The organism is Alteriqipengyuania flavescens (assembly GCF_030406725.1).
Lineage (GTDB): Bacteria > Pseudomonadota > Alphaproteobacteria > Sphingomonadales > Sphingomonadaceae > Alteriqipengyuania_B > Alteriqipengyuania_B flavescens.
Window position 1 is genome coordinate 2,105,293 of record NZ_CP129107.1, and the last position, 24,173, is coordinate 2,129,465.

Below are 24,173 nucleotides of genomic sequence, written 5' to 3' on the forward strand. Positions count from 1 at the left end.
CTTTCATGTATCTGCCCCCGGCTCAGTTGCCGAAGGTGCGCTGCCACCAGCCGCCGCGGCGGGGCGCGTCGTCATTGTCCGGCTTGGCATCGCTTAACTTGGCTTCGTCGGCCTTGGCTTCGTCGGCCTTGCCGGCCGCATCGCCCGAAGGAACCGTATCCTCGCCCGAGAGGACCTTGGCGAGGGCAGGCTTGTCACCGGCCACCGCATCGGCCTTCTTCGCACGCGACCGCTTTGGCTTGGCGTCCGCTTCCGGCGTGTCGTCGGTGGCGGCGGCCTTTTTCGCCCGCGGCTTGCGCTTCGGCTTCTCGGCTTCGGCTTCCGGAGCCTCGGCATCTTCGGCCTTCTTTGCACGCGAGGCGCGCTTGGGCTTCGGAGCGGCATCGGCAGCCTTGGCAGCTTCGTCCGTATCGGCCTTCCTGGCCCGCGACTTGCGCTTGGGCTTCGGCACGTCTTCCGCGTTTTCGTCCGTTGCGGGGGCATCGCCGTGTGTGTCGGCCTTCTTCGCGCGGCTGCGGCGCTTCTTCGGCTTCTCGTCCTTTTCGGCAGCCTCTTCCGGATCGACCGGCATGTCGTCCGGGCCGGAAGCGACCGGGATGTCCGCGACCATCTGCTCCGACACGGCATCGAGATTGGCGGCGTCCTGTGCCGTCACCTCGGTGTCGTCGCCGCGGTTCTCGCCCGCGCCGCGACCACCGCGACCGCGCCGGCCACGGCCGCCACGGCGACGCCGCTTCCTGGGCTTGCCTTCGCCGTTATCGTCGTCGCTGTCGCCATCTTTATCGCCTTCGTCGGAACGGGCGTTATCGCTGTCTTCGTCGGCATCGTTGCGATCGTCGCCGTCGGAGCCGCGCTTCTTGTTGCGGCCGCGACCGCCACGGCGACGGCGCTTGCGGTTGCCCTGGCGCTCGTCGCTGTCGTCCTCGTAACTGTCTTCGGCGACTTCGTCCTCGTCGTCATCGTCGATGATGGCTTCGAACGTGGGGCGGTTGGCGGGCTTGGGACCGTGGCTGGACACGCTCATCTTCGCGCCTTCGTCCTCGCCTTCCGGCACGACTTCCACGCTGACGCCATAACGCTGTTCGATCTCGACCAGGTCGGCGCGCTTCTCGTTGAGCAGGTAGACCGCCGCTTCGGTGCTGGCAGCCAGCTTGATCGTGGTGCCCTTGCCCTTGGCCGCTTCGTCCTCGATCAGGCGCAACGCGGAAAGGCCGGCGCTGGATGCGGTGCGGACGAGGCCGGTGCCGTCGCAATGCGGACATTCGCGGGTCGTCGCCTCCAGAACGCCGGTGCGCAGGCGCTGGCGGCTCATTTCCATCAGGCCGAAGCTGGAGATGCGGCCCACCTGGATCCGGGCGCGGTCGTTCTTCAGCGCGTCCTTCATGCAGCGTTCGACCTTACGGACGTTGGAGTTGTACTCCATGTCGATGAAGTCGATCACGACCAGCCCGGCCATGTCGCGCAGGCGCAGCTGGCGGGCGATTTCCTTGGCCGCTTCGAGGTTGGTCGCCGTCGCGGTTGCCTCGATCCCGTGTTCCTTGGTGGAGCGGCCGGAGTTGATGTCGATCGACACCAGCGCCTCGGTCGGGTTGATGACGAGATAGCCGCCCGACTTCAGCTGCACTACGGGATCGTACATCGCTTTCAGCTGGTCTTCCGCGCCATAGCGCTGGAACAACGGCACGGGATCCGCATACTGCTTCACGCGCCGGGCATGGCTCGGCATCAGCAGCTTCATGAAGGCCTTGGCGGACTTGTAGCCCTCGTCACCTTCGACCAGCACTTCCTCGATCTCGCGATTGTAGATGTCGCGGATCGCGCGCTTGATGAGGTCGCTGTCCGAATGGATCTGCGCCGGCGCGCTGGATGCCATGGTGCGTTCGCGGATCTCGTCCCACAGGCGGGCCAGATAGTCGAAGTCGCGCTTGATCTCGGTCTTGGTGCGGCTGAGGCCGGCGGTGCGCACGATCAGGCCCATCGACTTCGGCAGGCTGAGATCGCCGACGATCTGCTTCAACCGCTTGCGGTCGCTGGCGGAGCTGATCTTGCGGCTGATGCCGCCGCCGTGGCTGCTGTTCGGCATCAGCACGGTGTAGCGCCCGGCGAGGCTGAGGTAGGTGGTGAGCGCCGCGCCCTTGTTGCCGCGCTCTTCCTTCACGACCTGGACCAGCAGCACCTGCCGGCGCTGGATGACGTCCTGGATCTTGTAGCGGCGGCGCAGGTTCAGGCGCTTGGCGCGAACTTCGTCGGCCTTCTTGGCCTTGCCGCCCTGCTTGCCGGAGCCCTTGCCCTGACGGCGCCCGCGACCGCGGCGGCCGCGACCGCGCGACTTGTCGTCGCTCTCGTCGCTGTCTTCGCTGTCGTCTTCATCGTCGCCATCGTCGTCGTCGTCGGAAGCACCATCGACATGGCCTTCCTCGATCGTGGCGACGTCGTCCTTTTCCGACGTGTCGATTTCTTCGAGCTCTTCCCCGGCAAGATCGTCGGCGAGGGCTTCGCCGCTCTCGTCGTCTTCCGGCTCGTCGACGATGTCGTCGTCGCTATCGCGCAGGGCTGCTTCCTCGGCTGCGGCCTCGGCCTCTTCGGCCAGCAGGCGATCGCGATCGTCCTTGGGGATCTGGTAGTAATCGGGGTGGATTTCGCTGAAGGCGAGGAAACCGTGCCGGTTGCCGCCGAAATCGACGAATGCCGCCTGCAGGCTGGGTTCGACCCTGGTTACCTTGGCAAGGTAGATATTGCCCTTGATCTGCTTGTGTTCGGCAGATTCGAAATCGAATTCCTCAATCCGGTTACCTTGCTGAACCGCCACCCGGGTTTCTTCCGGGTGGCGCGCATCGATTAGCATGCGCGTTGCCATTGTATATTCTCCGTGCGCGCAGGCGCGGTGCGACCCAGGCCGCCCGTTCGCGCATTATCTGGTGGGTAGGTGTCCGCCGGTGGCGAAGCGCCGCCGGCTGGAATTGCGTTGTCATGAAAAACGTGTCTGCACCCGCGCCAAGCGGCCCGCCATGGGCATGCTCCGCCGCGCCAACCCATGCCGCGGCCCGCGAGCGGGGCACCTGCATGGAAAGCGGAAGCGGAATTGGCATCGAGGCATCAACCTGTGTCTGCCGGGATAATGCGAACGAATGCCGCACGTCCGGTCGGTCCCCGGATCGGGGCCCCGGAAACCGGTTGCTTTGGCAGCCGCGCCTGCCCGGTGGGCGGCGCTCGGCGCGAAGGACAACGGATGTCTCGGGGCGGAACGCCCGGGTTGCCGCAGCGCTAGCACCGCGCCGGATTCCAAGCAACCATATTGCGCGGAACGGCAGTTTTCCCACACACTTGCCGCCCTTTTCGCTTGTCGGCGCGGCGTCCGGACGAATAGGCATGCACCCATGTCCGACCGGCTCCAGATCGGCCTCTTGTTCCTTGCCCCGGTGGCCCTGCTGGCGGCGTTGTATGCTTTGGGCCTGTCGATCCCCGTACCCTCGCTGGGACGGGGCTACGTCGTGAAGCTGCAGCTGCCGGGTGCGGGCGAGCTGCGCGACCTGCCCGAAATCCTTGGCCCGGAAGACAATTCGCGCCCGCTGGTGGTGATCGATGCGGGACACGGCGGCCCGGACGGCGGTGCCAGCGCGTCGGGCTATGTCGAAAAGGACATCGTCCTCGGCCTCGCGCTCGCCCTGCGCGACCGCTTGCTGGAGGATGGCGGCGTACGCGTGGCGCTGACCCGGTCGGACGACAGCTTCGTTGTCCTGCAGGAACGCGTGGCGGTGGCGCAGAAACTGGGCGCCGACGTGTTCGTGTCGATCCACGCGGATTCCGCCGCCAATGTCGATGCCACCGGGGCAACGATCTATACGCTGGACGACGAGGCGAGCGATGCGGTCGCCGCACGCTTCGCCGAGCGGGAGAATGCGGCCGCCACCCTCAACGGCGTGCAGCTGGGCACCCGCGGCGACGCGGTCGATTCCATCCTCGTCGACTTGTCGCAGCGGCGGGTGAAGGGCGACAGCCTGCGCCTTGCCCGCCTTGTCCTGCGCGAAGGGGAGGGGCGCATCCGCTTCCATCCCGCGCCGCTGCGCGCGGCGGACCTCGCCGTCCTCAAGTCGCTCGAGATGCCGTCCATCCTGTTCGAAAGCGGGTACATCACCAATGCCGCCGATGCCGAGCGACTGGCAAGCGCGGCCAACCGCCGCGCCACCAGCGATGCCATCGCCCGGGCGCTGCGCATCTACCTCGCCACCGAACAGGTCGAAGGCAGCTGAACCCAAGGGCGCGAGCGATTTCGCTGTGGCGCGGTTCATAAACCGCGTGCTAAGGCCCCGCGCACGATGGCCGATACGCAGACGACCGAGAGTTTCACCTATCGCATTCGCCGTGACGCGGGCTCCCTGTGGGCCCGCATGCGCGAGCTTTGGCGCGGCAACAAATGGGTCCGCAGGCTCGGCATCCTCGTGGGGGCGGGGTTGCTATTGCTCGGTGCGTTCTGGATCTGGCTCGCGCACGACCTGCCGGATGCGGAAAGCCTTGCCGAATACGAGACGTCGCTGCCCACCATGGTGCGCGGGGTCGATGGCGAAATCGTCGGCACCTATGCCCGCGAACGGCGCGTGCAGCTGGAATTCGTCGATTTCCCGCGCCCGCTGATTAACAGCTTCCTCGCCGTCGAGGACGAGACCTTCTGGACCCATGGCGGCGTCGACCTGACCGGTACGATCAACGCCGCGCTCGATTATGCGACGAAAATGGGCAGCGGCACGCGCGCGGTGGGCGGATCGACCATCACCCAGCAGGTCGCGAAGAACATCCTGCTGGGCGACGAATATTCGGTCACCCGCAAGCTGAAGGAAATGATCCTCGCCCGGCGGATCGAAAGCGTCCTGACGAAGCCGGAAATCCTGACGCTTTATCTCAACGAAATCCCGCTTGGCCGCCGCAGCTTCGGCGTACAGGCCGCCGCACGGGCCTATTTCGACAAGGACGTGGCGGAGCTCGACCTCCATGAAATGGCGTTCCTCGCGATCCTGCCCAAAGCGCCCGAACGCTATGGCCGCGCGGCGAACGAGAAGCAGGCAATCGCCCGGCGCAATTTCGTGCTCGATGCGATGGTCGACAACGAATACGCCACGCCGGAAGCTGCGGCGGAAGCCAAGCGCAAGCCGCTCGGCCTGGTGCGTAGCGCGAAATCGCAATACGCCACTGCGGACGCGGGTTATTTCATGGAAGAGGTACGCCGCCAGCTGATCGAGCAATTCGGCGAAACCAGCGAGTCAGGCCCGAACAGCGTCTATGGCGGCGGACTGTGGGTGCGCACCTCGCTCGACACCGAATTGCAGACGGCGGCGCGGGATTCCCTGCGCGCGGGCATGATGCGCTATCACAGCGGCAAGGGCTGGCGCGGGCCGATCGCGACGGTCGATGTCGCCGCGGGCAACTTGACCGGGCAACTGGCGAGCTCCAACCTCGGCATCAATTACAAGGACTGGCGCGTCGGCGTGGTGACCGAGCGTAACGGCAGCAACGCCACGATCGGTTTCTCCAATGGCGACACCGCGCCGCTTTCCAACCTGCCCAATGCGCTGAAAGCCGGCGATGTCATCGCCGCCTCGCCCAGCGGCAGCGGCTGGCGGACCGAAACGGTACCTGAAGTGTCGGGCGGCTTCGCGGCGATTCAGCCATCGTCGGGCCGTGTCCTTGCCATGCAGGGCGGTTTCGACAGCCGGCTGGGCAGCTTCAACCGGGCCACGCAGGCGCAGCGCCAGCCGGGCTCCACCATCAAACCGTTCGTTTATTCGACCGGCCTCGACCAGGGCATGACGCCTGCCAGCGCGGTGATGGACGGCACTTTCTGCGTCTACCAGGGCGCGGAGCTCGGCCAGAAATGCTTCCGCAATTTCGGGGGCGCGAGCGGCGCGGGCGAAAAGCCGATGCGCTGGGGGCTGGAACAGTCGCGCAACCTGATGACCATCCACATCGCCAACGATGCGGGGATGGAGAACGTCAACAAGACCTTCGAGCGGGTCGGCATCGGCAGTTACGAGCCCTATCTCTCCTTCGCGCTCGGCGCAGGGGACACGACCGTTGTGAAAATGGTCAACGCCTATGCCGCGCTAGCCAACCACGGGCGGCAGTTCGCGCCGACCACGATCGACTACGTGCAGGACCGGTCCGGCAAGGTCATCTGGCGCGCGGACAAGCGCCGCTGCGACAACTGCAACATGGCGCAATGGGATGGCAAGCCGATGCCGCGACTGGAATTGGGCGGGCGGCAGGTGATGGACGCGCGCACGGCCTTCCAGACGCAGCACATGCTGACCGGCGTGGTCCAGCGCGGCACCGCCACCACCCTGCGCGATCTCGGCATCCCGCTGTTCGGCAAGACGGGCACGACCACCGGCCCCACCAACGTATGGTTCGTCGGCGGCTCGCCCGATGTGGTCGCGGGCGTCTATCTCGGCTTCGACCAGCCGCGCAACATGGGCGGCTATGCCCAGGGCGGCAGCTTGGCCGCGCCCATCTTCAAGCAGTTCGTGCAGGAAAGCCGTGACCGCTGGAGCGGGCGGCCGTTCGTGGCGCCCAAGGGCATCCGGATGGTCAAGATCGACCGCCGCACCGGCCGCCGCGTATTCGAAGGCACGCCGAGCGAGGATGCGCAGGCTGCGGTCATCTGGGAAGCGTTCAAGCCCGACACCGAACCGCGTCGCCAGGCCCGCTCGGACGAGCTCGACGCGCTGCGCCAGACGCTGATTGCCGAATTGCGGTCCGCCAACACCACGCCGCGCCAGCGCATCCGGCAGGAACGCAGGCAGGAAGAGGAGCTGATGGACTTCGTCGAATCGCAGGGCGGCATCTACTAGCCACCGCTCCCGACGTCGGCATCTCGCGCCGCACCCTTTGACGCTGCCGCCGGTATCGCCTAGCGCGCAGCCTTTCTTGATCGGAGACATCCCATGCGTGCCGAAGGGCAGGCCCATATCGAACGGATCGAAGCCGCGCTGGCGCTGGTACGCCAGTCGCTGGACTGGGAGCATGCGCTGCGTCGCCTCGACGAGCTCGACGCACGTGTGCAGGACCCGACGCTGTGGGATGATCCCAAACAGGCGCAGGCGATCACGCAGGAACAGAAGCGCCTCGAAAGCGCGGTCAAAACCGTGCGCGAGATCGAAAGCGAGATGTCCGACGCCATCGAATTCGTCGAGATGGGCGAGGACGAAGGCGATGACGAGGTGGTCGCCGACGGATTGGCGAGCCTTGCCGCGCTCGCGACCCGCGCCGATGCGGACAAGGTGCAGGCGCTCCTGTCGGGCGAAGCCGACGCCAACGACACTTATATCGAAATTCACGCCGGGGCCGGCGGCACCGAAAGCCAGGACTGGGCGGAAATGCTGCTGCGCATGTACGCCCGCTGGGCCGAACGGCGCGGCTTCAAGGTCGAGACGGTGGAATACCAGGCAGGCGAAACGGCAGGTATCAAGTCCGCCACCCTGCTGGTGAAGGGCGAGAACGCCTATGGCTACGGCAAGACCGAAAGCGGCGTCCACCGGCTTGTGCGGATCAGCCCCTACGACAGCTCCGCCCGGCGTCACACCAGCTTTTCCAGCGTCTGGGTCTATCCCGTGATCGACGACGATTTCGAGATCGAGATCAACGAAAGCGACCTCAAGATTGACACTTACCGCGCCTCGGGCGCGGGCGGGCAGCACGTCAACACGACCGATTCCGCGGTGCGCATCACCCACCAACCGACCGGCATCGTCGTCGCCAGCCAGAACGACCGCAGCCAGCACAAGAACCGCGCCACCGCGATGAACATGCTGAAGGCGCGGCTGTACGAGCGCGAGATGGCCGAACGCGAGGCCGCGGCGGGGAGCGAATACGAAGCGAAGACGGAAATCGGCTGGGGCCACCAGATCCGCTCCTACGTCCTCCAGCCGTACCAGATGGTGAAGGACCTTCGCACCGGCACCACCAGTACCAATCCCGATGCCGTGCTCGACGGCGCGATCGACGAATTCATCTCCGCCGCACTCGCCCAGCGGGTGACGGGCGAGACCGTCGATATCGAGGATGTGGACTAGCGCAGGGGCAGCCGGCGGGCGCTTTGCCTGACCGGCGAAACCGTCTAACGAACCAGGCGATGGGCATTTCTTCACGCGTTTGCGCCGTTACGGCATGCTGCGCCGCGCTGGCGCTTTTGGCCGCTTGCAAGCCTGCGGGCGAGGGCGAGCGTCCGGAAAGCGCGCTCGAATTCCCGCTGCCGATCCGCCCGGTGTCCGACCTTGGCGCCAACCAGTTTTCGACCGAAGTCGCGCGCGACAACCGGCGCGAGGCGCAGATCGTGATGGACCTGGCCCGGATCGAACCCGGCATGACCGTGGCCGATATCGGTGCGGGCGAAGGCTATTACACCGTGCGTCTCGCAGAGCGGGTCGGTGAAAACGGCCGCGTCCTGGCGCAGGATATCGATGCCGGCGCGCTCGGCCGGCTGGCCCGGCGGGTAGAGCGCGAGCGGCTGGACAATGTCTCCATCAAGCTGGGCGCGGCGGACGATCCGCGCCTTCCGGCGGATAGTTTCGACCGGGTGTTCCTGGTCCACGTATACCACGAGGTTTCGGAACCTTATGCGCTTTTGTGGCGGCTCTATCCCGCCGTGCGCGAAGGCGGGCAGGTCATCGTGGTGGAGACCGACCGGCCGAGCGACCAGCACGGCATTTACCCGAAACAGCTATTCTGCGAATTCGATGCGGTGGGCTTCCGCCTCGTCGAATTCGTCCGCAAGCCGGAACTGGCCGGCTATTACGCGCAATTCGAGAAAACGGGGAACAGGCCGGAGCCCGGGGCCATTGAGCCTTGCGAAGTACCGGTGAGGGACACGGGCGAGCAGGTGCAATAGGCGCCGCATCCCCCGCACGAGAGGAAATACAATGAGTTTCAAGGGGCTGCAGCCGATTACTTACGGCGGACACGAGGTCTGGCCGCTGATCGAGGGCGGCAAAGGCGTGTCCGCCACCAACCACATGTCGAGCGGTGCCTGGGCGGCGGCGGGCGGCATCGGCACGGTCAGCGCCGTCAATGCCGACAGCTATGACGAGGACGGCAATCCGATCCCGCAAATCTACCCCCAGGCGACCCGCAAGGAACGGTTCGAACAGCTGGTCCGCTATGCCATCGACGGGGCGACCGAGCAGGTGAACCGCGCTTACGAAATTGCGGACGGCAAGGGCGCGATCAACATCAACGTGCTGTGGGAACAGGGCGGCGCGCAGCAGGTCCTCGAAGGCGTGCTGGGCAATTGCGCCGACAAGATCACCGGTGTCACCTGCGGTGCCGGCATGCCTTACAAGCTGGCCGAGATCGCCCAGCGCTTCAACGTGCATTACCTGCCCATCGTGTCTTCCGCCCGCGCTTTTCGCGCCCTGTGGAAGCGCAGCTATTCCAAGGTGCCGGACCTGCTGGCGGCGGTTGTGTACGAGGACCCGTGGCTTGCGGGCGGGCATAACGGCCTGTCGAACGCGGAAGACCCGACCAAGCCAGAAGCCCCCTATCCCCGCGTGAAAGCCCTGCGCGAAACCATGCGCGCCGAAGGCGTTTCCGAGGACACCGCCATCGTCATGGCCGGCGGCGTGTGGTTCCTGCGCGAATGGGAGGAGTGGATCGACAATCCGGAGCTGGGCAAGATCGCCTTCCAGTTCGGAACCCGGCCGCTGCTGACCGAGGAAAGCCCGATCCCGCAGGTGTGGAAAGATATGCTGCGAACGGTCGAGCCGGGCGACGTGCTGCTGCACAAGTTCAGCCCCACCGGCTTCTATTCCAGCGCGGTGAAGACGCCTTTCCTCTACGACCTCATGCATCGCAGCGAGCGGCAGATCCCGATCTTCAAGCGTGACGAGGAAGACGGGACCATCCCGCTGATGGACCACGGCAAGGCGAAGTATTTCTTCGTCCACCCCGGCGACCAGCGCAAGGCGCAAAGCTGGATGGCCGAAGGTTTCACCGAAGCGATGAAGACGCCCGACGATACGGTCGTCTTCGTGACCCCGGAAAGCGCCGAGCGTATCCGCACCGACCAGCAGGAATGCATGGGCTGCCTGTCGCACTGCCAGTTTTCGAGCTGGAAGGACCACGACAACCACACCACCGGCCGCCTGGCCGATCCGCGCAGTTTCTGCATCCAGAAGACGTTGCAGGATATCGCCCATGGCGGCGACCCGGACGACAACCTGGCGTTCGCTGGCCACGCAGCCTACCGATTCAAGCAGGACCCGTTCTATTCGAACAACTTCACCCCCACGGTGAAGCAGCTTGTCGACCGTATCCTGACGGGGGACTAACCCCCTCCGTCAGGCCCCCTCCGTCAGGTCTGGTGCGCGGCGTCGAGCCCGTCCGCTTCGTCGCTCTCGCTCACCCGCATGGGGAAGAAGAGCGACACGGCGGTGGCGAGTATGCCGGTTGCAAAGACGCTCCACACGGTCACCGCGGCGAGGCCGATGGCCTGTGCGGCCAGTTGCCCCGCGACGCTCTGCCCGGGCGGCAGGCCGGTTCCGCCCCATTCTACAGCCATGAACAGGCCGGCAAGAAGGGTGCCGGTGATGCCGCCGACGCCGTTGATCGCAAACACGCTCAGCGTGTCGTCGATACGCAGCGAATTGCGGATGAAGTGCGCGGCATAGCGGCAGGCGAGGGCGGCAACCGCGCCGATGACGATGGCGGCACCGGTAGAGACGAAGCCCGCGGCAGGCGCGATGGCGACGAGGCCGACGAGCGCTCCGCTGGCAAAGCCGTTGGCGCTGACATGCCCTGCACGCAGGCGGTCGACCGCGTGCCACACGAGGACGGCTGTGGCGGCAGAGGCTTGCAGGTTGATGAGCGCGGCGGCGGTCTCGTCCGAGGCACCGAGCAGCAGGCCGCCGCCCGTCACACCGAAAAGGCCGAGCCACAGCAGCGGGATGCCGAGCAGGCGCAGGTAATCGGTTTGCGGCTCGTCCGCCGTGTCTGGAAAGCCGTTGCGGCGGCCCATCAGCAGTGCGGCGACCAGCGCCGAAACGCCGGCGGTGGTGTGGATCACCAGGCCGCCGGCAAAATCGACCGTGCCGATGCGCAGGGCCAGCCAGCCGCCGCCCCATAGCCAGTGGGCGACCGGCGCATAGACGACGAGGCTCCAAAGCCCGGCAAAGATGACGACCCACCCGAACCGCCCGCGCTCCGCCCATGCGCCGACCATCAGCGCAGTGGCGAGTACGGCGAGCATCGTGTGGAACAGGGCGAAGGCGCTTTCGGGCACGGTGGTGCCGAACCGCACGGCCTCGATCTGCAGCAGCATCCAGCGCGAGCCGCCGCCGATCCAGCCGCCGGTCGTCTCCGCAAAGGCGAGCGTATAGCCGACCATGATCCACAGCAAAGAGACCACCGCGGCGATCACGCCGACTTGCAGTGGGACGGAGATCGAGTGCTTGTAGCGCGCCGGGCCGCCGTAATAGAACGCGAGGCCGGGCAGGGCGAGGAAGACCAGCGCCGTCGCGGTCAGCAACCACGCAGTGTCGCCCGGCAGCGCCTGTTCCACGACGACCGCCGCCGCGTGTGCAGGCGATGCCATGGCAGCCATCCATGCAGCCGAAATGGCGGCGAGAATCACGGCAGGACGCATCGAATCCCCTCGAACAATCAGGCGGCCGCTATGGCACGAACCGATTGCGAAAGGGTGAAAGTGCCGTTCACCTTGCCGGAGTGGCTTCAGACGAGGCCGGTGAGCACCTGGTCTGGCGGGCGGTGGCCGTCGGCCCAGAAGCGGATATTGGCGATGACCTTTTCGCCCGCAGCGACGCGGCCTTCCCATGTGGCGCTGCCAAGATGGGGCAGGGGCGTGACGTTGGGCAGCGCGACCAGCGCGGGATCGACGTCCGGCTCCCCGCGATAGACATCGAGCCCGGCGCCGCCCAGCTTGCCGGATTGCAGGGCCGCCAGCAACGCGTCCTCGTCGACGAGCTCGCCGCGCGCGGTGTTCACCAGGTAGGCGCCGTCTTTCATGCCCGCGATGGCATCGGCGTCGATCAACCTTCGGGTCTGCGGCGTGGCGGGGCAGTGGAGCGTGACGATGTCGCTCTGCGCCAGAAGTTCCGACACGTCGGCAGCGTAACGCACGACCAGCATGTTCTCGACCGCTTCGGGCAGGCGGTGGCGGTTATGGTAGAGGATATCGAGGCCGAACGCGCGGGCGCGGTGGGCGACCGCCTGGCCGATGCGGCCCATACCGACGATGCCGAGCGTCTTGCCGCGCAGGCTGCGGCCTAGCAGCGCGGAAGGGGTCCACCCGTTCCACTTGCCGGCGCGCATCATCGTCGCCCCTTCCGACAGGCGGCGCGGCGCGGCAAGGATCAGGGCGAGCGTGATGTCGGCAGTATCCTCGGTGAAGACGCCGGGCGTGTTGGTCACGATGATCTTGCGCCTTCGCGCCGCATCTAGGTCGATGTGGTCGGTGCCCGCACCGAAATTCGCGATCAGTCCCAGCCGATCGCCGGCCTGCTCGATCAGTTCGGCGTCGATGCGATCGGTGACCGTGGGGACGAGCGCGTCGCAGCTGCGCATCGCCTCGGCCAGTTCGTCGCGGGTAAGGGCGCGGTCCTCGTCGTTGAACCTAGCGTCGTAGAGTTCGGCCATGCGCGGTTGGACGCCGGGCAGGGCGCGGGTGACGTGGACGCGGGGCTTGCCCTCGACGCGGCGGGTGGGCGGTGCGGGATCGGAATGCGGCATGGTTTCCGATTGGCGGGGCGCTTGGCCCGGGTCAAGAGGATGGGGTCAAGGGGAGCGGGCAGCGCATAGAGCGACGACGTGCCTGTGCAGCCGATGCCACTGCCCCTTGAAGTCGCTGAAGGGAAAGCGATAATGCACCGCCATGCGCACCGCTTTCGCCTGTTTCCTCGCCGCTTTCGCTCTTGCCGTCCCGGCAGCTGCGCAGGATGACGACGTGCCCTATTGGGCCGCCATCAACGTGGACGAAATCAACATGCGCAAGGGTCCGAGCACGACCTATCCGATCGACTGGGTCTACACGCGCAAGGGCCTGCCGGTGAAGGTGCTGCGCAAGCGCGAAGGCTGGCGCTATGTCGAGGACATGGACGGCACGCGCGGCTGGTTCCTGGGCCGGATGCTGACCCGCACGCGCACTGCCATCGTCACCGGCGAAGGCGTGGCGCCGATGCGTGCGGAGCCCGATGCCGGCGCCTCGCTCAGCTGGAACGCGGAGCCGGGCGTTGTCGGCAAGCTGGGCGAGTGCGAAGCGGGCTGGTGCGAATTCGACGTCGAAGGACGCGCCGCGTGGATCGAAGCCGACCGCATCTGGGGCGACGGCGAACCCTGAGAGATGCGAGTCCCTGCGTAGGCGGGGACCCCAGTCGAACTAGCGCTTCGCCGACCGAGACCCCCGCCTTCGCGGGGGCTCACGGCAAGTCAGAGCATTTCCACTGCGACGGCCGTGGCCTCGCCGCCGCCGATGCACAGCGTGGCGATACCCTTGCTCTTGCCCTGTTCCTTCAGCGCATTGAGCAGCGTCACGATGATCCGCGTGCCGCTTGCGCCGATCGGGTGACCGAGCGCGGTCCCGCCGCCGTTGACGTTGATCCTGTCGTGCGGGATGCCGATGTCGCGCATGGCGAACATGGCGACGCAGGCGAAAGCCTCGTTCACTTCCCACAGGTCGACCTCGTCCTTCGACCAGCCGGCTTTTTCGAGCACCTTCTCGATCGCGCCGATGGGCGCGGTGGTGAACTTGGCCGGCTCGTGCGCATGGGCGGCGGTCGCCACGATCTTCGCCACCGGCTTGCGATCGCCGGCCTTACTCTGCCGGGTCAGCACGATGGCGGCCGCGCCGTCGGAAATGGAGCTGGAGGTCGCGGCGGTAATCGTGCCGTCCTTGGCGAAGGCGGGGCGCAGCGTCGGGATCTTGTCCGGGCGACCCTTGCCGGGCTGCTCGTCATGCTCGACCGTCACGTCGCCCTGCCGCGTCTTGACCGTCACCGGCACCACTTCGCCCGCAAAGGCGCCGCTTTCGATGGCGGCATTGGCGCGGCGCAGGCTTTCGATGGAATATTCGTCCATGTCCTCGCGCGTCATCTGGTATTCGTTGGCGGTTTCCTGCGCGAAAGTGCCCATGGCGCGGCCTTCCTCGTAGGCATCTTCCAGCCCGTCCAGGAACATGTGGTCGTAGGCCGTGTCGTGCCCGATCCGCGCGCCGCTGCGGTGCTTCTTGAGGAGGTAGGGCGCGTTGGTCATGCTCTCCATCCCGCCTGCGATCACCGTGTCGACCGTGCCCGCGGCAAGCGCCTCGCTGCCCATGATCACGGTCTGCATGCCGCTGCCGCAGACCTTGTTGACGGTGGTCGCCTCGACCGAGTTCGGCAGGCCTGCCTTCAGCGCCGCCTGGCGCGCCGGGGCCTGGCCGAGGCCGGCGGGCAGCACGCAGCCCATGTAGATACGGTCGATATCCTCGCCGCTCACGCCCGCGCGCTCCACCGCCGCCTTCACCGCGGTCGCGCCCAGTTCGGTCGCGCTCACGTCCGCCAGAGCGCCCTGCATCCCGCCCATGGGGGTGCGGGCATAGCTCAGGATAACAATCGGGTCTTGTTCGTTGAACTGGGGCATGGCGTCTGATTGCCTTTCGTCTGGGAAGGTGAGAAATTGCCCCCGACCTAATGCTGCGGCGCGGCGATATCAAACCGCAAACCCAAGAAAACGAATTTCCAGGAGAGACCGTAATGGCACACCCCGACCGCGACGAACTGATGACGATGCTGGACCGCCAGCGGAACGACTTCATGGCGAAGCGGCCGGAATCGCTGAATGTCCGGCGCGACCGGATCAAGCGCATGATCGGCCTGATGAAGGATCACGGTGACGCGTTTTCCAAGGCGATGAGCGCGGATTTCGGTAACCGCAGCTGGGAGCAGTCGATGCTGACCGACATCGCCCCGACGATCAGCCTGGCGAAATATTGCCTCAAGAACCTCGACAGCTGGGCGAAGCCCGACAAGCGCAAGGTGCAGTTCCCGCTGAACCTGCTGGGCGCCAAGGCGGAGGTCCGGTACGAACCGCTGGGCGTCATCGGCATCATCGCGCCGTGGAACTTCCCCGTCGGCCTGGCCTTCAGCCCGCTGCTGCAGGCCTTCGCCGCCGGCAACCGCGCGATGATCAAGCCGAGCGAGTTTACCGAGAAGACCAGCCAGTTGATGAAGGAGCTGGTGGAAGAGGCCTTCACGCCGGAAGAATGCGTGGTCGTTACCGGGCCGCCGGAAGTGGCGCAGGCATTCAGCAGCCTGCCGTTCGACCACCTGCTGTTCACCGGCTCCACCGCGACCGGCCGCAAGGTCATGCAGGCAGCGGCGGAAAACCTCGTCCCTGTGACGCTGGAGCTGGGCGGCAAGAGCCCGGTGGTGCTGGGCCGCGAAGCGGACTTCAAGCGCGCGGGCGAACGGATCGCGATGGGCAAGATGATGAACGCGGGGCAGATCTGCCTAGCGCCCGATTACATGTACGTGCCGGAGGACAAGGAAGTCGAGGCTATCGGCGCAGTCAGCGACGGGGTGCACGCGATGTATCCCAAGCTCCTGGAAAACGACGACTACACCAGCGTCGTCACCGACAAGCATTTCGACCGGCTGCAGACACTGGTGAAGGATGCCCGCGACAAGGGCGCCGACGTGATCGAGATCAATCCGGGCGACGAGGATTTCTCAAACACCAACGCCCGCAAGATGCCGCTCACCATCATCCGCAACCCGACCGACGACATGGAGGTGATGCAGGACGAGATTTTCGGCCCCGTGCTTCCCGTCAAGACCTACAAGGCGGTGGACGAGGCGATCGACTACATCAACGACCACGACCGCCCGCTCGGCCTCTATTATTTCGGCGATAACGGGGAGGAACAGGAGCAGGTTCTCGGCCGCACGATATCGGGCGGGGTGACGGTCAATGACGTCATCTTCCACGTCTCTGCAGACGACTTGCCGTTCGGCGGGGTCGGCCCGTCCGGCATCGGGTCCTATCACGGGCCGGAAGGCTTCCGGACCTTCAGCCATGCCCGCGCCGTCTACACCCAGCCGAAGATCGACATTGCCGGCATGGCCGGTCTCAAGCCCCCCTATGGCGACAAGGCGGCCAAGACGATCAAGTCGATGCTGAAATAGGGGCAGGGCGGGCTTCACGCGAAATGCACCGAAAAAGGCCCCTCGCGGCCCTTGCGATTGGCTGCCCACGGGACTAGTGCGCCGGGGTAATCCGTGTGCGGGCGCTTTGCCCGCCGCAAGGCCGTGGCGGGCAACCGCCGCTTCAACGAGAGAGCGCCGTGATCGACCTGCTCGAATACCTGCCCATCCTGATCTTTCTCGGCATCGCCGTGGCGCTGTCGTCGCTGTTCGTGTTCCTGCCGATGGGCGTCTCGCGCCTCACCGGCACGCACCAGCCGACAGCCGAAAAGGTCAGCGAATACGAGTGCGGCTTCCCGGCGTTCGAGGATTCGCGCAGCCGGTTCGACGTGCGCTTCTACCTCGTGGCCATCCTCTTTATCATCTTCGACCTCGAAGCGGCGTTCCTGTTTCCCTGGGCGGTCAGCCTCGACATGACCGGCTGGGCCGGGTGGACCACTATGATGATCTTCCTCGGCGAACTCGCCATCGGCCTCGCCTATGCCTGGAAACTCGGCGCGCTGGAGTGGGACTGACACGATGAACGACCAGAGCACCATTCCCGCCGCAAAGCCCGGCGACGTCCGCCAGCCCGACGCGGACTATTTCAACGCCCTTCAGACCGAGGTGAACGACAAGGGTTTCCTCGTCACCAGCACGGAGGAACTGTTCCATTGGGCGCGCACCGGCAGCCTGTGGTGGATGACCTTCGGTCTCGCCTGCTGCGCGGTGGAGATGATCCACGTCAACATGCCGCGTTACGACATGGAGCGCTTCGGCGTCGCCCCGCGCGCATCCCCGCGCCAGAGCGACGTGATGATCGTTGCCGGCACCCTGTGCAACAAGATGGCCCCGGCGCTGCGCAAGGTCTACGACCAGATGTCGGAGCCGAAATACGTGATCAGCATGGGTAGCTGCGCGAACGGCGGCGGCTATTACCACTACAGCTATTCCGTGGTGCGCGGCTGCGACCGCATCGTGCCGGTCGACATCTACGTCCCCGGATGCCCGCCGACTGCCGAAGCGCTGTTGTACGGCGTGATGCAGCTGCAGCGGAAGATCCGCCGCATCGGGACGGTCGAGCGATGAAGCCCGCTTTCGCCGCCATCCTGCTGGCGCTGGCGGGCGGCGGCCTCATATCGCCCGCGGCGGCGCAGGATGCGTGGCACAATCACTGGTCGCCCGGCGGCGTCGGGAGTTTCGACCTGCCGTGCGATACGGACACGTTTCAGCGGATGGAGAGCGAGGAGAGCATCCTCGCGATGTGCGAAACCGACACGCTCCTTTACGGCGCAGCCCTGGTTCCGCTGGCTGTCATGGCGCTCGACGATGCCTCGGCGGAGGAGCGCGCGGCCTACACGTTCGACGAGCTGGCTGCAGAGGCTGCCTCGGATGAGAACACGATCGATTTCCTCGCGGTCGAATACGGCCCTTACGCCGGTTTCTACGGGGCGGCGGCAGCGCCCGAACCGTTCCAGCGCTCCGTGATGCTCGACCTCGGCAACGGGGAAATCATGATCCTCATCGCCCTGTCCGACACCGCGACCGAGGCCGATGCCGAGGCTGCCGAACTGCGCAAGCTGGCCGACCGCTACCTTTCCTCCTTCAAGTTGACGCCGCAATGACCGTTCTTCATTCCGCACCCCGTTTCACCCGGATCGACGGGCTTACCGCCACGCTGGGCGAGGCGCTGGGCGATCACCTGCTCGATACGCTGGAAGCACACGGCGAGCTGGTGCTGACCGTCAGGCGCGAGAGCATCGCCGCCGCGCTGGAGATGCTGCGCGATCAGCATGGCTACCAGCAGCTGATGGAAATCGCCGGGGCCGACTACCCCGATCGCGACGAGCGGTTCGAGGTCGTCTACATGCTCCTCAGCCTCACGAAGAACAGCCGGATCATGGTCAAGGTCTCCACCGACGAGGCAAGCACCGTGCCCACGGTCACGCATCTGTGGCCCAACGCCGGCTGGCTGGAGCGCGAGGTCTTCGACCTTTACGGCGTGATCTTCGAAGGCAACCAGGACCTGCGCCGCATCCTGACGGACTATGGCTTCGAAGGCCATCCGTTCCGCAAGGACTTCCCGATGACCGGCTATACCGAGCTCCGCTATTCGGAAGAGGAGAAGCGGGTCGTCTACCAGCCGGTCGAGCTGGCGCAGGAAATGCGCACCTTCGATTTCCTCAGCCCGTGGGAAGGTGCCGATTACGTGCTGCCGGGCGATGAAAAGGCGATGCCGGCAGACGGCGGCGCGCCGGGTGAACCGCCGGTCAGCGATCCGAAGACCACCGAAAGCCCCGAGCAGACCGGCGCCGGCGCGAAGACGGACGCAAAGGCCGCCGAACGCGTCAGCGCCGCTGCCCCGGCGGAAGAGGACAGCAGCGTCGAAACCGACGCGCCGAAGCCGACCGAGGACGAACCCGGCCGGGCGAAGCGCGACGGCAAGACGGCAGACACCAAGGCCGCGACCGAGCCGAAGGACGCGGACTGATGGCCGCAAGGCATATCTTTCTTCCGGCAATCGCCCTGCTAGTCCTTGCGGCGTGCGACGAATCCTCGCGGACCAATGCGGCAAGCTCGACCGAAGAGTTCGCCAGCCGCGTCGGCGGCCCTGCGGCGGGGCCGGGCAAGCGCTTTACCGGCAGCGAGGCTTGGCTTCCCCGCGCGGCGGCTGCCGGCGCCCGTGCCGCGCCCGTAGGCCGCGCGGATAATGACGCCGCGCCCAAGCTGCAGGTGATCGATTACGCCTCCCAGCCGGTCGATATCGGCCCGACGCAAGGTGGCTGCGCGTTCTCGATCGATGACCAGGTCATGCTGATCGCGGGCGCGCCCGACACGATGGACAGCGCCGGTCGCGGCGTGCTGCAACTGGGCGGCCAGCGCCGCTCCGTCGTGGGCGCGATGGCGGGCGGCCCGTCCTACATCGAAAGCGGCCCGACCATGGGCGACGGCACCTATATCGCGGAAGTCGTCCGCGAAGCCGGCGACCCGGTGGAAGGCGACGACGGTACTTTCCAGTGGAGCGCCACGATGACGGTGCGCGAGGGGACGGACGGTCCGCTGCGCACCTATGGCCCCGGCAAATGGACATGCGGAACATGAGTAGCGCAATTCAACTCGACCACTCGCCGACGACCGAAGGCGAGGAGATCACGAACTACACGATCAACTTCGGCCCGCAGCATCCCGCCGCGCACGGCGTGCTGCGCATGGTGATGGAGCTGGACGGCGAAGTGATCGAGCGGGTCGATCCCCACGTCGGCCTGCTCCACCGCGGCACCGAGAAGCTGATCGAGCAGAAAACCTACCTGCAGGCGCTGCCCTATTTCGACCGGCTGGATTACTGCAGCCCGCTGGCGCAGGAATACAGCTACGTCCTCGCCATCGAGAAGCTGCTCAACGTCGAGGTGCCGGAGCGCGGGCAGTACCTGCGCGTGCTGTTCGCGGAGCTGACGCGCATCTGCAACCACATGCTCAACATCGGCAGCCACGTGATGGACGTGGGTGCGATGACGCCGAACCTGTGGGTGTTTGAGCTGCGCGAAGACTGCATGAACTTCTTCGAGCGGGCGAGCGGCGCGCGCATGCACAGCGCGTATTTCCGCCCCGGCGGCGTTCACCAGGACGTGCCGCTCAAGCTGCTGACCGACATCGGCGACTGGCTCGACAACCGCCTGCCCGAATTGTTCGGCGACGCGATGAGCCTGGTGCTCGACAACCGCATCTTCAAGCAGCGCAACGTCGATATCGCCGTGGTGAGCAAGGACGATGCGATCGCCTGGGGCTTCTCCGGCCCGATGATCCGCGCCGCCGGCGTGCCATGGGACCTGCGCAAGTCGCAGCCCTATGACGTCTACGACCGCATGGAATTCGACATTCCGGTGGGCACGAATTCCGATTGCTACGACCGCTTCGTGGTCCGCGTGAAGGAAGTCTACGAAAGCGCGAAGATCATCAAGCAGTGCATCGCGCAGATGCCGGATGGCCCTGTCGCCAGCGACGACCGCAAAGTGGTGCCGCCCAAGCGCGCCGAGATGAAGCAGTCGATGGAAGCGCTGATCCACCACTTCAAGCTGTACACCGAAGGCTTCCACGTGCCCGCGGGCGAAGTCTACGTGGCGACCGAAAGCCCCAAGGGCGAATTCGGCGTCTACCTCGTCAGCGACGGGACCAACAAACCCTATCGCTGCAAGATCCGCCCGACCGCCTTCAGCCACCTCCAGGCGATGGACTTCATGTGCAAGGGCCACATGCTGCCCGATGCAACCGCCATCCTCGGCGCAATCGACGTGGTGTTCGGGGAGTGCGACCGGTGATAGCGCTACTAGGTTCGTTGATCCTCGCGGTCTCAGTTCAGCAAAAAGGAATCGATAGCCCCGCACCGGTTGAATCCGAGGCGGCGCATGTAGTCATAGAATTTCTCGATGCCGCTACCTCCGGTCAGGACTATTCAGAATACGTGACGACCGATTTTTCCATGTCCTGGATGGGACTGAGTGGGGAAACGACTTCAGAGGAAATAAGCGAGCTGCTTAGCCCGTGCTATCTAGGAGCGCTTCTGGGAAGCCAGCCTCTGGAAAGCAATGATACCGCGAAATATCTTTGGGCAATCATGGTATGTGACGACGGCGCACAACAGATGCGTATGCCGCTTGGATTTGCTGTGCGCGAAGAGAAAATTTTCCAGATCGAGTTACAATACGCCACGCCGCTGGGAGTGACGGCGGATGACTCTGACGTTGAGGCGAACTGATGGCTGACCGTACCCCGCATCCCGATACGCCGGAACTGCGCGCGCAGTATGCCGACTGGGCTTTCGACGAGGAGCACAAGGCGAAGGCGGATCGCGCCATCGCGCGTTATCCCGAAGGGCGCCAGAAATCCGCGGTGATGCCGTTGCTGGATCTTGCTCAGCGGCAGGTCGGCAAGGAAACCGATACGCAGGGCTGGCTGCCGCTGCCGGTGATCGAATATGTCGCGGGCTACCTCGACATGCCGGTCATCCGCGTGCTGGAAGTGGCCACCTTCTATTTCATGTACAACCTCAAGCCCGTGGGCAAATTCCATGTCCAGGTGTGCGGCACCACGCCGTGCATGCTGCGCGGGAGCGACGCGATCATGGCGGCGTGCAAGGCGCGCGGAATGAAGAAGGGCGAGGTTTCGGAAGACGGTTTGTGGACCCTCACCGAGGTCGAATGCATGGGCAATTGCGCGACCGCGCCGATGGTCCAGATCAACGACGGCAATTACGAGGACCTGACGCCGGAGCGGCTCGACGCCGTGCTCGATGCGCTGGCCGCGGGCGAGCAGCCGAAGGAAGGTACGCAGGAGCCCGGCCGCCACACCAGCGAACCGAGCGGCGGGCCGACCACGCTCAAGGAAATGGTGGACGCCAACCATGATTACCGGGGCGAGTGGTGAGGCCTGTCGCCACCTGGCTGATTTCCGCGCTCGGCTTCGGAGGGCTGGCGGTGGCGATGTTCGTCACCGGCAAGACGCTGCTGGGCGCGGCCTTCGCGTTCCTCGCCGTGTCGATGCTCGCCGGCGCGGTCGGCAAGAACGCGCAAAAGGGCAAGGAGCCGTTGGGCTGATGGAAATCACCACCATCATCGTCGCACTCGTGCTCGTCTTCATCGCCTGGAAGGTGCTGAAAGGCATGATCAAGACCGTGGCGCTGGTCGGGATACTGATCGTCGCCGCGCTCATCGTATTCGGGGGCGGGTCGTGATCCGCATACATTACATTCTCGCTCACCCTGAGCCTGTCGAAAGGTGCGAGCGCAGCGCCTGCATGCTTCGACAAGCTCAGCATGAGCGGGCAGGGGAGTTCACTTCGTGAGCCTGCAAGACAAAGACCGCATTTTCACCAATCTCTACGGCTTCCAGGACTGGGGGCTGAAGGCGGCGCAGGCGCGTGGGGACTGGGACGATACCAAGGCCCTGATCGCGCGCGGGCAGGATTCGATCATCGACGAGATGAAGGCATCGGGCCTGCGCGGCCGAGGCGGGGCGGGCTTCCCCACCGGCATGAAATGGTCCTTCATGCCCAAGGAATCGAAAGACGGCCGGCCGAGCTTCCTGGTCATCAACGCAGATGAATCCGAACCCGGTTCGTGCAAGGACCGCGAGATCATCCGTCACGATCCGCACAAGCTGATCGAAGGCGCGCTGGTCGCGGGTTTCGCGATGCGCGCACGTGCCGCCTATATCTACATCCGCGGCGAATATATCCGCGAGGCGGAAACGCTGCAGGCCGCCATCGACGAGGCCTATGACGCGGGTCTGCTCGGCAAGAACGCCGCCAAGTCCGGCTACGATTTCGACGTCTTCCTCCACCGCGGTGCCGGCGCCTACATCTGCGGCGAAGAAACCGCGATGATCGAAAGCCTCGAAGGCAAGAAGGGCCAGCCGCGCCTGAAGCCGCCGTTCCCGGCCGGCGCGGGCCTCTATGGCTGCCCGACCACGGTCAACAACGTGGAATCGATTGCGGTCGTCCCCACGATCCTGCGGCGCGGCGCCGCGTGGTTCAGCAGTTTCGGGCGCGAAAACAACAAGGGCACCAAGCTGTTCCAGATCAGCGGGCACGTCGAAAATCCTTGCGTGGTCGAGGAAGCCATGAGCATTCCCTTCCGCGAACTGATCGAAACGCATTGCGGCGGCATTACCGGCGGGTGGGACAACCTCCTTGCCGTGATCCCGGGCGGTTCATCCGTCCCGCTCGTCCCGGCAGAGCAGATCATGGACTGCCCGATGGATTTCGACGGGCTGAAGGAAGTCGGCAGCGGGCTCGGCACCGCGGCGGTGATCGTGATGGACAAGTCCACCGATATCGTGCGCGCGATTTCCCGCATCAGCTATTTCTACAAGCATGAAAGCTGCGGCCAGTGCACCCCGTGCCGTGAAGGCACCGGGTGGATGTGGCGCGTGATGGAACGCCTGCGCACCGGTGATGCGGCAATCGAGGAAATCGACATGCTGCACGAAGTGACCAAGCAGGTCGAAGGCCACACGATCTGCGCGCTGGGCGATGCGGCGGCATGGCCGATCCAGGGCCTGATCCGCCACTTCCGGCCGGAGCTGGAGCGACGCATCGCGGAAGCCGGCAACTATGCCGAGGCTGCCGAATAAAGCTTGCGTTCAGGCGGACTTGTCAACACCCTGCGGTCACGATTTTCCAGGGGACCGTTCCGATGACCAAATTCCTTCTGTCCGCCGCAGCCGTCGCTGCCTTTGCCATGCCGTCGATGGCGGCGGCCCAGCAGGCGCAGCCCAGCGCCGCTGACCTGCGACCGAACTCCGATTTCAAGCAGCAGTTCGAAGAGCGGCAGCTTTTCGCACAGCCGGAAAAGGCAAGTGATGCGTACCAGGAGTCGCAGAAGATCGCGCGCTGCCTGAACGGTCGCGGCGTGTCCGACGACATCATCGGCGGGGCACTTTCCGACGACACAGACTATACGGCGCTTACGACCTCCCTAAGGGGTGATAGCCGCGCATGCCTGCGCGACACCATGGGTGGACTGCCGATGATGGTTTCGTCTTCGCTCGCGGAAGAGCGCTTGAAGACAATGACCTTCGAAGATCGCGCGCTCGAAATGGACATGTCGGTTGCGGAGCCGTTCTACACCCCGGCCGATGGTGTCGCGACCATCGACCATATCGGTCGCTGCATGGCAGTCTATTCGCCCGGCCTGACGAAAAAGGTTTTCGCCACCCGCCCAGGCAGCGATGCAGAAATGGAAGCTATGGCGCTGCTCTATCGTGTGACCTGGGAATGCGGTGTTTCGGAAGTGCCGGAAGGCGTGCCGACAGCGTTCCAGCGGGTGGCATTGGCACACGCGCTCTACGACTGGTCTATTCTCAACGGCGATTGAGCGGCCAACTCGCCTGTATGGCAAAAACGGGCGAGTTTCAGGGCAAAACGCCTTGCCTTCGCGCGCTCGGTGGACCATTGGGGCACCGAGTCCAGCGCGGCCCGTCTCGCGCCGATGCATGACCCGCTGGCAGGCCCGCAAGC

General features: G+C 65.4%; 23 protein-coding genes. 19 read left to right on the plus strand and 4 right to left on the minus strand.

The genetic code is table 11. The annotated features are described in order from the left end of the window. Positions 1 to 22: 22 nt before the first annotated feature. On the minus strand, positions 23 to 2,857 hold the full coding sequence (locus QQW98_RS10870) for an Rne/Rng family ribonuclease (RefSeq protein WP_290137058.1): 2,835 nt from the start codon (positions 2,855 to 2,857) through the stop codon (positions 23 to 25). 520 nt (positions 2,858 to 3,377) lie between these two features. Between QQW98_RS10870 and QQW98_RS10875 the strand changes: the two genes are divergently transcribed. The 5 genes from QQW98_RS10875 to QQW98_RS10895 all read left to right on the plus strand — a co-directional run bounded on the left by QQW98_RS10875 (position 3,378) and on the right by QQW98_RS10895 (position 10,316). Next, positions 3,378 to 4,250, plus strand: coding sequence for an N-acetylmuramoyl-L-alanine amidase family protein (locus QQW98_RS10875; RefSeq protein WP_290134959.1), 873 nt, complete (start codon positions 3,378 to 3,380; stop codon positions 4,248 to 4,250). Between the two features lie 66 nt (positions 4,251 to 4,316). Next, complete coding sequence (locus QQW98_RS10880) at positions 4,317 to 6,842, plus strand: penicillin-binding protein 1A (protein WP_290134960.1); 2,526 nt, start codon at positions 4,317 to 4,319, stop codon at positions 6,840 to 6,842. A gap of 93 nt (positions 6,843 to 6,935) precedes the next feature. Beyond that, on the plus strand, positions 6,936 to 8,063 hold the full coding sequence (gene prfB, locus QQW98_RS10885; RefSeq protein WP_290134961.1) for a peptide chain release factor 2: 1,128 nt from the start codon (positions 6,936 to 6,938) through the stop codon (positions 8,061 to 8,063). Between the two features lie 59 nt (positions 8,064 to 8,122). After that, positions 8,123 to 8,878: a class I SAM-dependent methyltransferase gene (locus QQW98_RS10890; RefSeq protein WP_290134962.1), complete on the plus strand. Its 756-nt coding sequence runs from the start codon at positions 8,123 to 8,125 to the stop codon at positions 8,876 to 8,878. A gap of 31 nt (positions 8,879 to 8,909) precedes the next feature. Continuing rightward, a complete protein-coding gene (locus QQW98_RS10895; protein WP_290134963.1) occupies positions 8,910 to 10,316 on the plus strand; it encodes an NAD(P)H-dependent flavin oxidoreductase in 1,407 nt (468 codons plus the stop codon). Between the two features lie 23 nt (positions 10,317 to 10,339). Here QQW98_RS10895 and QQW98_RS10900 read toward each other — a convergent pair whose 3' ends face one another. After that, positions 10,340 to 11,578, minus strand: a complete 1,239-nt coding sequence (locus QQW98_RS10900) for an ammonium transporter (RefSeq protein ID WP_290134964.1) — start codon at positions 11,576 to 11,578, stop codon at positions 10,340 to 10,342. 137 nt (positions 11,579 to 11,715) lie between these two features. Beyond that, positions 11,716 to 12,732 carry a 2-hydroxyacid dehydrogenase gene (locus QQW98_RS10905; RefSeq protein ID WP_290134965.1) on the minus strand — a complete coding sequence of 339 codons (1,017 nt, stop codon included), beginning with the start codon at positions 12,730 to 12,732 and terminating at the stop codon, positions 11,716 to 11,718. A 142-nt stretch (positions 12,733 to 12,874) separates the two neighbouring features. On the opposite strand from QQW98_RS10905, the gene QQW98_RS10910 reads away from it, so the two are divergent. Then, positions 12,875 to 13,339 (plus strand): SH3 domain-containing protein, encoded by a 465-nt coding sequence (locus QQW98_RS10910; protein WP_290134966.1) that lies wholly within the window; start codon positions 12,875 to 12,877, stop codon positions 13,337 to 13,339. An 89-nt stretch (positions 13,340 to 13,428) separates the two neighbouring features. Here the strand turns inward: QQW98_RS10910 and QQW98_RS10915 are convergent, their stop codons facing one another. Further along, the gene (locus QQW98_RS10915) at positions 13,429 to 14,619 is read right to left on the minus strand and encodes a thiolase family protein (RefSeq protein WP_290134967.1); all 1,191 of its coding nucleotides are present in this window, start codon (positions 14,617 to 14,619) and stop codon (positions 13,429 to 13,431) included. A 113-nt stretch (positions 14,620 to 14,732) separates the two neighbouring features. Here QQW98_RS10915 and QQW98_RS10920 point away from each other — a divergent pair, with 113 nt between their 5' ends. From QQW98_RS10920 to QQW98_RS10980, 13 genes are all read left to right on the plus strand, one after another. Beyond that, positions 14,733 to 16,163 (plus strand): coniferyl aldehyde dehydrogenase, encoded by a 1,431-nt coding sequence (locus tag QQW98_RS10920; protein ID WP_290134968.1) that lies wholly within the window; start codon positions 14,733 to 14,735, stop codon positions 16,161 to 16,163. Between the two features lie 158 nt (positions 16,164 to 16,321). Next, positions 16,322 to 16,696: an NADH-quinone oxidoreductase subunit A gene (ndhC, locus tag QQW98_RS10925; protein ID WP_290134969.1), complete on the plus strand. Its 375-nt coding sequence runs from the start codon at positions 16,322 to 16,324 to the stop codon at positions 16,694 to 16,696. Positions 16,697 to 16,700: 4 nt separating this feature from the next. Beyond that, positions 16,701 to 17,249: a NuoB/complex I 20 kDa subunit family protein gene (locus tag QQW98_RS10930; protein ID WP_290134970.1), complete on the plus strand. Its 549-nt coding sequence runs from the start codon at positions 16,701 to 16,703 to the stop codon at positions 17,247 to 17,249. Then, positions 17,246 to 17,785 (plus strand): hypothetical protein, encoded by a 540-nt coding sequence (locus QQW98_RS10935; RefSeq protein ID WP_290134971.1) that lies wholly within the window; start codon positions 17,246 to 17,248, stop codon positions 17,783 to 17,785. The genes QQW98_RS10930 and QQW98_RS10935 overlap by 4 nt, the downstream gene beginning before the upstream one ends. After that, positions 17,782 to 18,651 (plus strand): NADH-quinone oxidoreductase subunit C, encoded by an 870-nt coding sequence (locus tag QQW98_RS10940; protein WP_290134972.1) that lies wholly within the window; start codon positions 17,782 to 17,784, stop codon positions 18,649 to 18,651. The genes QQW98_RS10935 and QQW98_RS10940 overlap by 4 nt, the downstream gene beginning before the upstream one ends. Further along, positions 18,651 to 19,262: a hypothetical protein gene (locus tag QQW98_RS10945; RefSeq protein WP_290134973.1), complete on the plus strand. Its 612-nt coding sequence runs from the start codon at positions 18,651 to 18,653 to the stop codon at positions 19,260 to 19,262. Before QQW98_RS10940 ends, QQW98_RS10945 begins: the two co-directional genes overlap by 1 nt. After that, positions 19,259 to 20,476, plus strand: a complete 1,218-nt coding sequence (locus QQW98_RS10950; RefSeq protein WP_290134974.1) for an NADH-quinone oxidoreductase subunit D — start codon at positions 19,259 to 19,261, stop codon at positions 20,474 to 20,476. Before QQW98_RS10945 ends, QQW98_RS10950 begins: the two co-directional genes overlap by 4 nt. Then, positions 20,473 to 20,913: a hypothetical protein gene (locus QQW98_RS10955; protein WP_290134975.1), complete on the plus strand. Its 441-nt coding sequence runs from the start codon at positions 20,473 to 20,475 to the stop codon at positions 20,911 to 20,913. The genes QQW98_RS10950 and QQW98_RS10955 overlap by 4 nt, the downstream gene beginning before the upstream one ends. Continuing rightward, a complete protein-coding gene (gene nuoE / locus QQW98_RS10960; RefSeq protein WP_290134976.1) occupies positions 20,913 to 21,581 on the plus strand; it encodes an NADH-quinone oxidoreductase subunit NuoE in 669 nt (222 codons plus the stop codon). The genes QQW98_RS10955 and nuoE overlap by 1 nt, the downstream gene beginning before the upstream one ends. After that, a complete protein-coding gene (locus QQW98_RS10965) occupies positions 21,578 to 21,751 on the plus strand; it encodes a hypothetical protein (RefSeq protein ID WP_290134977.1) in 174 nt (57 codons plus the stop codon). Before nuoE ends, QQW98_RS10965 begins: the two co-directional genes overlap by 4 nt. Continuing rightward, a complete protein-coding gene (locus QQW98_RS10970) occupies positions 21,751 to 21,888 on the plus strand; it encodes a hypothetical protein (protein WP_290134978.1) in 138 nt (45 codons plus the stop codon). Before QQW98_RS10965 ends, QQW98_RS10970 begins: the two co-directional genes overlap by 1 nt. 106 nt (positions 21,889 to 21,994) lie before the next feature. Beyond that, a complete protein-coding gene (gene nuoF / locus QQW98_RS10975) occupies positions 21,995 to 23,287 on the plus strand; it encodes an NADH-quinone oxidoreductase subunit NuoF (RefSeq protein ID WP_290134979.1) in 1,293 nt (430 codons plus the stop codon). Between the two features lie 62 nt (positions 23,288 to 23,349). Beyond that, positions 23,350 to 24,030: a hypothetical protein gene (locus QQW98_RS10980; protein ID WP_290134980.1), complete on the plus strand. Its 681-nt coding sequence runs from the start codon at positions 23,350 to 23,352 to the stop codon at positions 24,028 to 24,030. Positions 24,031 to 24,173 lie beyond the last annotated feature (143 nt).

Bases quoted from the DNA above. Each gene is read 5' to 3' on its own strand.
- QQW98_RS10895 (WP_290134963.1), top strand. From the start codon at position 8,910: ATGAGTTTCAAGGGGCTGCAGCCGATTACTTACGGCGGACACGAGGTC.
- QQW98_RS10980 (WP_290134980.1), top strand. From the start codon at position 23,350: ATGACCAAATTCCTTCTGTCCGCCGCAGCCGTCGCTGCCTTTGCCATG.
- QQW98_RS10940 (WP_290134972.1), top strand. From the start codon at position 17,782: ATGACCGTTCTTCATTCCGCACCCCGTTTCACCCGGATCGACGGGCTT.
- QQW98_RS10880 (WP_290134960.1), top strand. From the start codon at position 4,317: ATGGCCGATACGCAGACGACCGAGAGTTTCACCTATCGCATTCGCCGT.
- QQW98_RS10970 (WP_290134978.1), top strand. From the start codon at position 21,751: ATGGAAATCACCACCATCATCGTCGCACTCGTGCTCGTCTTCATCGCC.
- prfB (WP_290134961.1), top strand. From the start codon at position 6,936: ATGCGTGCCGAAGGGCAGGCCCATATCGAACGGATCGAAGCCGCGCTG.
- QQW98_RS10915 (WP_290134967.1), bottom strand. From the start codon at position 14,619: ATGCCCCAGTTCAACGAACAAGACCCGATTGTTATCCTGAGCTATGCC.
- QQW98_RS10900 (WP_290134964.1), bottom strand. From the start codon at position 11,578: ATGGCATCGCCTGCACACGCGGCGGCGGTCGTCGTGGAACAGGCGCTG.
- QQW98_RS10875 (WP_290134959.1), top strand. From the start codon at position 3,378: ATGTCCGACCGGCTCCAGATCGGCCTCTTGTTCCTTGCCCCGGTGGCC.
- QQW98_RS10930 (WP_290134970.1), top strand. From the start codon at position 16,701: ATGAACGACCAGAGCACCATTCCCGCCGCAAAGCCCGGCGACGTCCGC.
- QQW98_RS10950 (WP_290134974.1), top strand. From the start codon at position 19,259: ATGAGTAGCGCAATTCAACTCGACCACTCGCCGACGACCGAAGGCGAG.
- QQW98_RS10935 (WP_290134971.1), top strand. From the start codon at position 17,246: ATGAAGCCCGCTTTCGCCGCCATCCTGCTGGCGCTGGCGGGCGGCGGC.
- QQW98_RS10945 (WP_290134973.1), top strand. From the start codon at position 18,651: ATGGCCGCAAGGCATATCTTTCTTCCGGCAATCGCCCTGCTAGTCCTT.
- nuoE (WP_290134976.1), top strand. From the start codon at position 20,913: ATGGCTGACCGTACCCCGCATCCCGATACGCCGGAACTGCGCGCGCAG.
- QQW98_RS10905 (WP_290134965.1), bottom strand. From the start codon at position 12,732: ATGCCGCATTCCGATCCCGCACCGCCCACCCGCCGCGTCGAGGGCAAG.
- QQW98_RS10870 (WP_290137058.1), bottom strand. From the start codon at position 2,857: ATGGCAACGCGCATGCTAATCGATGCGCGCCACCCGGAAGAAACCCGG.
- QQW98_RS10890 (WP_290134962.1), top strand. From the start codon at position 8,123: ATGGGCATTTCTTCACGCGTTTGCGCCGTTACGGCATGCTGCGCCGCG.
- QQW98_RS10910 (WP_290134966.1), top strand. From the start codon at position 12,875: ATGCGCACCGCTTTCGCCTGTTTCCTCGCCGCTTTCGCTCTTGCCGTC.
- QQW98_RS10920 (WP_290134968.1), top strand. From the start codon at position 14,733: ATGGCACACCCCGACCGCGACGAACTGATGACGATGCTGGACCGCCAG.